General features: G+C 41.9%; 5 protein-coding genes and 1 pseudogene. 4 read left to right on the forward strand and 2 right to left on the reverse strand.

Annotation, left to right across the window (positions count from 1 at the left end):
* Positions 1 to 805 precede the first annotated feature (805 nt).
* Positions 806 to 1,528 carry a response regulator transcription factor gene (locus V7K38_RS08900; protein WP_094330507.1) on the forward strand — a complete coding sequence of 241 codons (723 nt, stop codon included), beginning with the start codon at positions 806 to 808 and terminating at the stop codon, positions 1,526 to 1,528.
* Between the two features lie 95 nt (positions 1,529 to 1,623).
* Here the strand turns inward: V7K38_RS08900 and V7K38_RS08905 are convergent, their stop codons facing one another.
* Positions 1,624 to 2,985, reverse strand: coding sequence for a lipid-A-disaccharide synthase-related protein (locus V7K38_RS08905; protein ID WP_334857114.1), 1,362 nt, complete (start codon positions 2,983 to 2,985; stop codon positions 1,624 to 1,626).
* 370 nt (positions 2,986 to 3,355) lie between these two features.
* On the opposite strand from V7K38_RS08905, the pseudogene V7K38_RS08910 reads away from it, so the two are divergent.
* From V7K38_RS08910 to V7K38_RS08920, 3 genes and pseudogenes are all read left to right on the forward strand, one after another.
* Positions 3,356 to 3,961: pseudogene (locus V7K38_RS08910) on the forward strand (BamA/TamA family outer membrane protein); the annotation flags it as partial.
* 281 nt (positions 3,962 to 4,242) lie between these two features.
* Positions 4,243 to 5,835 (forward strand): serine/threonine protein kinase, encoded by a 1,593-nt coding sequence (locus tag V7K38_RS08915; RefSeq protein WP_334857120.1) that lies wholly within the window; start codon positions 4,243 to 4,245, stop codon positions 5,833 to 5,835.
* 370 nt (positions 5,836 to 6,205) lie between these two features.
* Positions 6,206 to 6,379 (forward strand): hypothetical protein, encoded by a 174-nt coding sequence (locus V7K38_RS08920; protein ID WP_334857115.1) that lies wholly within the window; start codon positions 6,206 to 6,208, stop codon positions 6,377 to 6,379.
* A gap of 168 nt (positions 6,380 to 6,547) precedes the next feature.
* On the opposite strand, the gene V7K38_RS08925 is transcribed toward V7K38_RS08920, so the two are convergent.
* The coding region (locus V7K38_RS08925; protein WP_334857117.1) for a non-ribosomal peptide synthetase at positions 6,548 to 8,940 on the reverse strand (2,393 nt) is incomplete at its 5' end.

Below are 8,940 nucleotides of genomic sequence, written 5' to 3' on the forward strand. Positions count from 1 at the left end.
TAGATGGCTTCCAATAAATTATCTATTAACAAACCGAAAATTATTGCTCTGAAGACAATAGACGGGGTTGATTTAAGTCAAATAAAATACTTTACTAAGCTTAAGACAATTGTAAATGAGTCAACAACCAACCGTCGTCAGCCATTGGTGAGAGTTGCATACCATTATCGTGTACCATAAGCTTTAGCAGTTTTAATCTTCAGATTGATTAGACTAAGTAAATCAGAAAATACTGCCAATATATATCTATAAATTTTAAATAATCCTACCTCCTTAAATGTAGGTAATTTTATCAGCGATCGCAGTGTTGCACTATTCTAAAAATTACCAAAATATACATAAAATTTCAACGCCGTCTAATTAGCTTCCACAAGAATGCCCATCGACTCCATCAACCTGATGAATCCAAGATATTTGCTAAAAAATCCCTCAAAACCGTCGTTCATTCTCCCAGAAGGCAACTTTGGTCTGGTGTAGATTGTCCATTTTTCTAAGCTTTTTGCAAAGTTTTATAGAAATTAATAGAATTAACTAATGTTACATGGCAACTGAAAACTAAATTTTGGGCAAGAGGAGATGAATTTTGCATTATCTCAATATTTCATACTTTTTATCCAAGTATCCATATATCTTCAGCTAGATATGTCCTCTATCTAAATATGAATAAATCTGATATTTATTATTTCTATCGGTGGATGCAGACTGCTTTAAAAATCATCTATCTTGAGTTTGGGAAAATAATAAATAGCAACTTATAAAAGGTAATACCTTGAAAGATGCAAACAGCGTAAGAGCGAGTGTAGCAATGAATGAAATTAGCATTATTTTAATTGAAGATCATGACTTAACACGAATGGGGCTACGAGCGGCATTACAGTCTCATAGTGCTTTGAAAGTAATTGGTGAAGCAGCAAATGCTACTCAAGGGTTAAAACTTTTGGAAACGGCAAAGCCAGATGTAGCTGTTGTAGACATTGGTTTACCTGACATGGATGGCATTGAACTAACCCGTAAATTCAAACGCCAGCAAGCTGAAAGCGGGCAAACGTCAACGAAGATTCTGATCCTGACGATGGATCATACAGAGGATGCTGTACTTGCAGCTTTCGCGGCGGGTGCTGATTCTTATTACATGAAAGAAACAAGCATCAGTAAATTAACGGAAGCGATTCAAGCAACTCACGGCGGTAACTCTTGGATAGATCCGGCAATTGCCAATGTGGTATTGCGGAAGATGCGGCAAGGTATTCCTGGAGAAAGCCAAGGTTCTGACAAGCCAAAGACTGTAAAAATTGAGGCGCTGGCATCAGAATACGAGCAAGTTTTGGAAACATATCCCCTAACTCAACGGGAATTGGAAATTCTAGAGCTGATTGTAGCTGGCTGTAGTAATGGTCAAATTGCCGAGAAACTATATATTACAGTTGGTACTGTAAAGACCCATGTTCGTAATATTCTAAATAAATTATGTGCTGATGACCGTACCCAGGCTGCTGTGAGGGCCTTACGTTCTGGGTTGGTAGCGTGATGAGTGCTGAGTGCTGAGTGGAGATGAGGAAGTAGGAAGAGATAAGGGAGTGGGGGAAAAGAATTAATAACTAATGACAAATGACAAACATCTGTTCAAAATCGTTCCTGTAAACATTCTGCAATGCGTAGTGCGGCTCCTGGTTTACCCATACGTCGCATACCATTTTCGGAAATAATATGCAAAATATCAGGATCTTTGAATAGAGACTGTACAACCTTCGCTACTTCTACTGGCTGCTCAATTAAAATTAAAGATGAGCCTAAAAGACGACTTTGAGCTTCAGCAAAGGCGGGAGTATATTGGGGGCCATTACCGGGAATCGCGATCGCAGGTTTCCCTAAACCGATAAACTGTTCTGTGGCTGTACCCGCCATTGCGATCGCTAAATCTCCTAAATGCAAGCAATCGTTATAAGCTTTTTGAGTCAACAGTAGATATGCATCTCTTTGTTTAAATGTCAAGATATTTGGATCGGCAATTTTGATAGGACATACTGATTCCGTGCGCCAGCCTTGAGATTGCACACTTTGGGATAAAATATTAGAGTCTAAACCAGGAGCGATCGCACCTAAAAACACCACTGTGCCAGAAGTGTAAAAGACAGAATCTCGCTCCTGGAAACTTGCCATTAACGCAGATACGGCAATCATAATTGTTTCCCAGTTGTTATATGCCTCTGGCGTACGCGAACCAGGAAGAAGAGTCACCATCAAAGGTCTAACTGTTTCTTGCTGTTGAATATCCCGACTATAAAATTGTTGGCGCGAAAAGGTTGGTTGCAGACCATCCATCATCGGATTACCCAAATTAAAAGCGGGAATTGGCCATTGTTTTAATGTTTCCGTCGTCAGCGCATCTCTAGGGAACACCGCCTTACAACGACGACGACTCATTAGCCAACGTTCCCAAGGATGGTAAACTGAACCAGAAAAGTTTTCCCAACGCGCATCTTTAGATTTTCGTGGTAATAATCCAGCTTCATCGCGCACATGATATTCAGATTTTGCCGTACCCACAAAAGCATAATTAGCACCACTAAAAGTTGCAAATAACAGGGGGACAATATCTCCCACAGCTAAAATCGCTCTTTTATTACCTAATTTTTTTTGAGAACTTACCCATCGGCGGACAGCTTTAATCTGGCTGAGGGTAAGTTGCAATAAACCACCGCGTACATCCCGTGCTAATTGGTGGTTATCCATATAAATGAAGCCGCCAGAAGGCATAGTACGGACTGAACCAATAAGAGGTATATCCAACTGTTGATAAGCACGTCCTTCGCCCACCAGAGGTAAAGCAAATATCTCTGGTGGGTTTGATTGTTGTTGGAGTTCTTCCAAAATCCGAACTGCAATCCCATCTTCCCCATGACCATTACTTAATACAAGTAACCGCAAAGGAGAAATTCCAGATAGGGAGTTAGAAGCTAAAGATGAGCGGGATATATTATTCATAGAAACAAAATATCAAAATTCACTGTCTCTTTGGGTAAGAAGTATAAAGTAAAATTGGTGAACAAGCTGGAAGTTAGTATTATCGCTATTTATTTACTTTCTTACAAATAACACCAAATTGGGAAAGGATGTATTGTTTAAAATTCTTGGAACAGCTTTTTAGTCAAGTATTTTAATCCAAAATCTAAAATCCAAAATTAATATAACTCCCAGTTAATTAGGTTAAATATTATGCGAGTTTCTGCTACTGCAATTTTACTTTAGCTACTTTAGCTGCTGCGAATGCCACTTAGCAAGCAACGGCTGCATCTGCTAAAACCGTTACTCCAACTGCAAAACCTGCGATAATTGAAGACACTCCCGCACGGATGCTGAAGGCTTGGTGAGTGAGATCAAATTTCGCTTTGTCAACGACGAGGGCAAAACCGTTGACAGCAAGGGTAATCCCGTCGGAGGATGCACCAAAGCAGATTTTTTGCAACAGCAACTCAAACTTGAACCTGGTCAAATTTTCCAAGAAAATGTAGTTAAACAAGACATCCAGCAGCTATATCGGACTGGTTTATTTGAAACTGTGAATGTCGCCTTACAAGGAGATGGGACAAAACTTGATTTAGTCTATCAACTCAAAGAAACTGGGGCGCGTGGTGTTAACTTGGGCGGGAGTTATAATGCCGATCGGGGTTTGGTAGGTACAATCAGCTATCAAGATCAGAATGTTGGCGGTATTAAGCTTCCGCAGAATATCGTTTTCCCGTCTTACCAATCGTCGGGGGTGTATTATTTGCTGATTTTGCTTCTGACTTAGGCTCAGGTGATACTGTATTAGGAGATCCGGCGGGTGGAAGAGACAAACCAGGTTATGGGGCTGGAGTGCGCTTAAATTCACCACTAGGCTTAATTCGGGCTGATTATGTATGGCATTAATGACCAGGGAGAAAGCAAAGTGAATTTAGGTATAGGTCAGCGATTTTAACCGGATTTATTACAAAAACTGAAAAAACATTAGTTAAAACTGTCGGTTTTGAGCCTATTTCCTAGTTCAGGATTTCTTGACTCTCGCGTTATCATCTGAAAAAGATAGAACTCTTGCGATCGCTCGGAGGTCTTTTTCACTTGGAGAGTTTCAACAACTAAATCATCTCGTAAAATAGACAGGCACAAACCCTACTCTATAAAATATGGGAAAATTTCTTGGGAATCCCTCAAGACTCAGGAATCGCTACTTATCTGCTCAGTCAGGAATCAGGACTCTTTATGTTAGCAGGCACAATTTTGCAGGATGGAAAATATACCCTAATTCAAGAAATAGGGCGGGGTGGCTTTGGGATTACGTTTAAAGCTACCCATCACTATTTGGGCCAGGAGGTAGTGATGAAAACCATCAATGAACGGCTGCAACAACATCCTGATTTTGCGAAATTCGAGCGCCAATTCCAAGATGAAGCCAGACGATTAGCTACGTGTATCCACCCAAATATAGTCCGAGTCAGTGACTTTTTTGTAGAAGCCGGACTGCCTTACATGGTGATGGAATACATTCGTGGCGAAACCTTGGGAGACGCATTTGTATTACCAGGAATAACCTTACCTGAAGCCACAGCAATCCATTATATCCGGCAAATTGGGGCAGCCTTGCAGGTAGTACACAACAATGGTTTGCTACACCGGGATGTCAAACCAGATAACATTATTCAACGCCTTGGAACCCAGGAAGTAGTATTAATTGATTTTGGCATTGCCAGGGAATTTAATGGCAGTGTCAGACAGACTCATACTGGTTTGGTTTCTGAAGGTTATTCTCCAATTGAGCAGTATTTGACACAAGCGCCGCGCACACCCGCCACCGATGTTTATGGTTTAGCCGCTACCTTGTATGCATTATTGACAGCACAAGTACCTATACCAGCATTATTGCGCGATCGCGAACAAATGCCTTCCCCCCGCGAACTGCAACCACACTTGAGTGCTGCTGTCAACCAGGCAGTAATGCGCGGGATGGCGGTGGAGTCTCGTTTTCGGCCAGCGACAGTTGCCGAGTGGTTACAACTTTTACCTGGAAATGAGGCGAATCTGTCACCGCAAGCCTTAACAACTTATGCAGTCCCAACTGTTAATTTATCTGCCCAACAAGCTGCAACTGTGCTGGGTAAAACTGCCCAAAATCGCTTTCATAACTCATCTGTGTTGGCGCAGCCCAATCCAGGTATTGCCAAGGAAAATGTACTGACTAAAAAACCTGGCTCATCAATATTGATTGCTATCGGTGTAGCCCTGGTTGCTGCTACAGCAGGCTTTGGTATCACTAGCATCTTACCCAAATCTCAGCCGCAGCCAACTGCAAAGCCACTTTTTGAACAGCCAACTCAAGAATCAGGTGCGAAAGCACCTAGCTTGGAGAATGGTGAAACCACCTCAAGAACCGAATCACCACCTGTTTCTAATTCCAAGCAGCGCCGGCGTAATCGTCGTTCTTCCCCCCAAGAAACTCCCAGCAGCCCCACACAAGAATCACAACGCGGCGATTTGGAGCAATCCGCACCATCACCTAGCGTTTTCCCCACACCCTCGTTAGTGGAGAAACTAAGGGCAATCCGCTCATCTCGGAGTGCTTCCCCCGCACCATTGCCAGAAAATAACTCACCCACATCTAATCAGAATTCTGCTCCCCCTCAACGAGTGATTCCGTCAAATTCTGTGGTTATACCAACAGCGCCACCTACAGAATCCAAACAGTCAGATCCTTCGGCTGTAGTAGTACCAACACTGGAAAAGCAAAATTCACCAACTGATAATCAACCCCAGAACGATCAGAAATCTCAGGAAAAGCTACAAGATGACAATAATTAGTCAATCTTAGATTTTGTCTTCAATTTTTGTACAACAACTTCCCCCATCTTATTAATCTTCACCGGATTTTTGGGAAAAGCTTGATTATTCAAAGAACGCATAAGTTTCACAGTCCGAAAATACCGATAAATTTGAGGGATTCCTTGCCGATTCATCCGCACAGGGATAATAAATCTCCAAGGTACTCGCCACCATTTAATTAACTTTATTCCCAAATTATTAGCAGCAACTTCAACAAAACGTTTCCGAATTTATCGCACTTTACTAAAAGTTATTGCTCACAAGGCTGTTCCTAACCGCCCGGCTAGAAATGAACCACGAGTCCGTAAACGTCGCCCCAAAATTTACCCCTTGATGACCAAATCCCGGCATGAATTACGCAAGCAATTGCAAACGGCTTAAACCACAAGCATTTCGGCTTTTCTTAGTACCATTCGGTACAGACCAAAATCCAGTTTCAACTTTCTACGAAACCCTCAAAACAAGAGAAAGTAGCACAAGGAAAATGTGGATTTGTTCCGGCAGTAGTCAGATGGGTGATTGAGCGCTCCAATGCTTGGATGGAGCATTGTAAAATTCTGGTTAAGAACTTTGAACGAACCCTGATTGGTGCCACTGCCAAACTCAATCTCTGCTTCATCAGGCTAATGATTAAGAGGCTTGCAGACTCTTCCTAAGATGTCAAATGGGTTCTCTAACTGATCAAAGCCCTTCAATAATCTAGCTTTGCTTGCTCAATGCAAATTTTGATCTGTTCTGCTAAAAACTGCACATGAGGTTCATTCAACATTGTGAGATGATTACCTGGTACGTAATGGATATCTATAGATTGAGCAGAAAACTTGTTCCACCCTAATCCTATTTCTTGGAAAATCTCAGAGTTTGTATTACTAACAGCATCAATCTCACTAGCTTTGAAAAATTTAATATGACCAGGATAAATTACCTGTGGGATATAAACATAAGCAATTTGATGATTAGTTTTGAAAACCTCTATCAAACCACAAAGTTGTTTGAGTCCGACATCAGGAGGCAGTAAATTGACACTTTGTAACTGCTCCTTAAAATAATTTAATTGCTCGTATGGCGTTAGTAATTTGAGAGTTTCATCGGATACATTCAAGCTCTTTCCGTAGAAGTTTTCAAACAAGGTGGCAATTTTGGTCAGCCATCTGGTATCATCAACGCCATCAACAACTAGTTCATCATGGATACAGCCTGGCGCACCAGAGTCTAAAATAGCTACTAAAGCAACCTCATATCCCTGCTTCTGTAACTGATTTGCCATCTCAAAAGCTACCATACCTCCGAAGGAATGACCGCCTAAAAAGTATGGCCCATTGGGTTGAATGGTCTGTATTGCTTCAATGTAATAAGCTGCCATCTCCTCGATTCTTGTGTGCGGCTTTGATTCCCCATCAAGACCGAGTGATTGCAGTCCATAAAATGGTTGGTCTTTACCTAAATAATATGCCAGATGGTACAAATAAATGGTATTACCACCAGCCCCAGGCAAGCAGAAGAAAGGCTGCTTGGAACCATTAGGTTGAATAGGGACTACAGGAGACCAATCGAACGCATCTATCGGTTGACGGAGAACATTAGCTAATTGCTGAATAGTTGGGTTTTGGAAGAGTATTGCTAAGGGTAAATTTTTATTGAATTGCTGCCCAATGTGAGCCATTAGTTGCACAGCTAAAAGAGAATGACCTCCAAGGTCAAAAAAGTTATCCTTTACACCAACAGGGTAAACTTTCAGGACTTCTGCCCAAATTTGTGCCAATTTCTGTTCCACGAGATCAAGGGGTGGGATGAAACTAGCTTGCATAGCGAGGTTGTTTGTATCCGGTGCAGGCAAAGCACGGCGGTCTATTTTGCCGTTGGGTGTCAATGGCAGAGATTCTAAAATTAATATTTCCGCAGGAATCATGTACTGGGGCAGTTTTGTCTTCAGAAATTGCCTGAGTTCGCTGATGCTGAGTGCTGGTTGCTGTTGTGGCACAATGTAAGCAACTAAGCGTTTTTCCCCTGGATTATCTTCTCTAGCTGTGACAACAACTGATTGAACTTGGGGATGTTGACTCAGTACCGCTTCAATTTCTCCCAATTCAATGCGGAAACCACGAATTTTAACCTGATTGTCAATGCGTCCTAAGTATTCAATGTTGCCATCTGGTAAATACCTTGCTAAATCCCCAGTTTTATATAATTTTGAATTGTTGAAGGGGTTGGGGATAAATTTCTCTTCGGTTAACTCAGGACGATTGAGATAGCCTCTTGCTAACCCTACACCACCTATGTGCAGTTCTCCTGGAACACCTACGGGTACTGGTTGTAGATATTGGTCTAAGATGTAAAGCTGGGTATTAGCTATTGGGCGACCGATGGGGATAGTAATAGCGTTGGCTGGTACTTCCTGTACCAAATACCAAGAAGAAAAGGTGGTATTCTCCGTAGGCCCATACACATGAAGTAATTTTTGTGGAGAATCATTCTGGAGTACTTGTCTAACACATTTGGGGTCAACTGTCTCCCCACCAAACAATAGACATCTAAGAGAATTAAATACCTGTAGTTCAAAACTAGCTATTTGATTGAATAAGGCTGTTGTTAAGAACAATACGCTAATTTCTGTTTGCTGGATGTGCGCAGCAAATTTTTGGGGTGAAAGAACTACCTCTTGACTAATTCCCACCAGCCTAGCCCCATTAAGAAGCGCTCCCCAAATTTCAAAGGTAGCAGCATCGAAAGCAATGTTCGCAGCTTGAGCAACTCTGTCGTTAGGCTGTAACTGTATATAGTTGGTGTTCAACACTAGTCGATTCACCGCCGAGTGACCAACGGCTACCCCTTTTGGTGTTCCTGTAGAACCGGACGTGTAAATGACATAAGCGAGGTTGTCAGCAGTTACGCTATTGCTGACGTTATCTTGGCGCTGTTGTTGAATGCTCTGCCAGTCGCTATCTAAACAGATAAGCTTTCCTTGATGTTGTAGTAGCCTATCAATGAATTGTTGTTGGGTCAACAGTACCCCAACTTGAGCATCTTCTAACATCAAGCTCAAACGTTCACTTGGATATTCTGGGTCAAGCGGGACGTAAGCAC

The organism is Nostoc sp. (assembly GCF_036917465.1).
In the GTDB taxonomy this organism is placed as follows: domain Bacteria; phylum Cyanobacteriota; class Cyanobacteriia; order Cyanobacteriales; family Nostocaceae; genus Nostoc.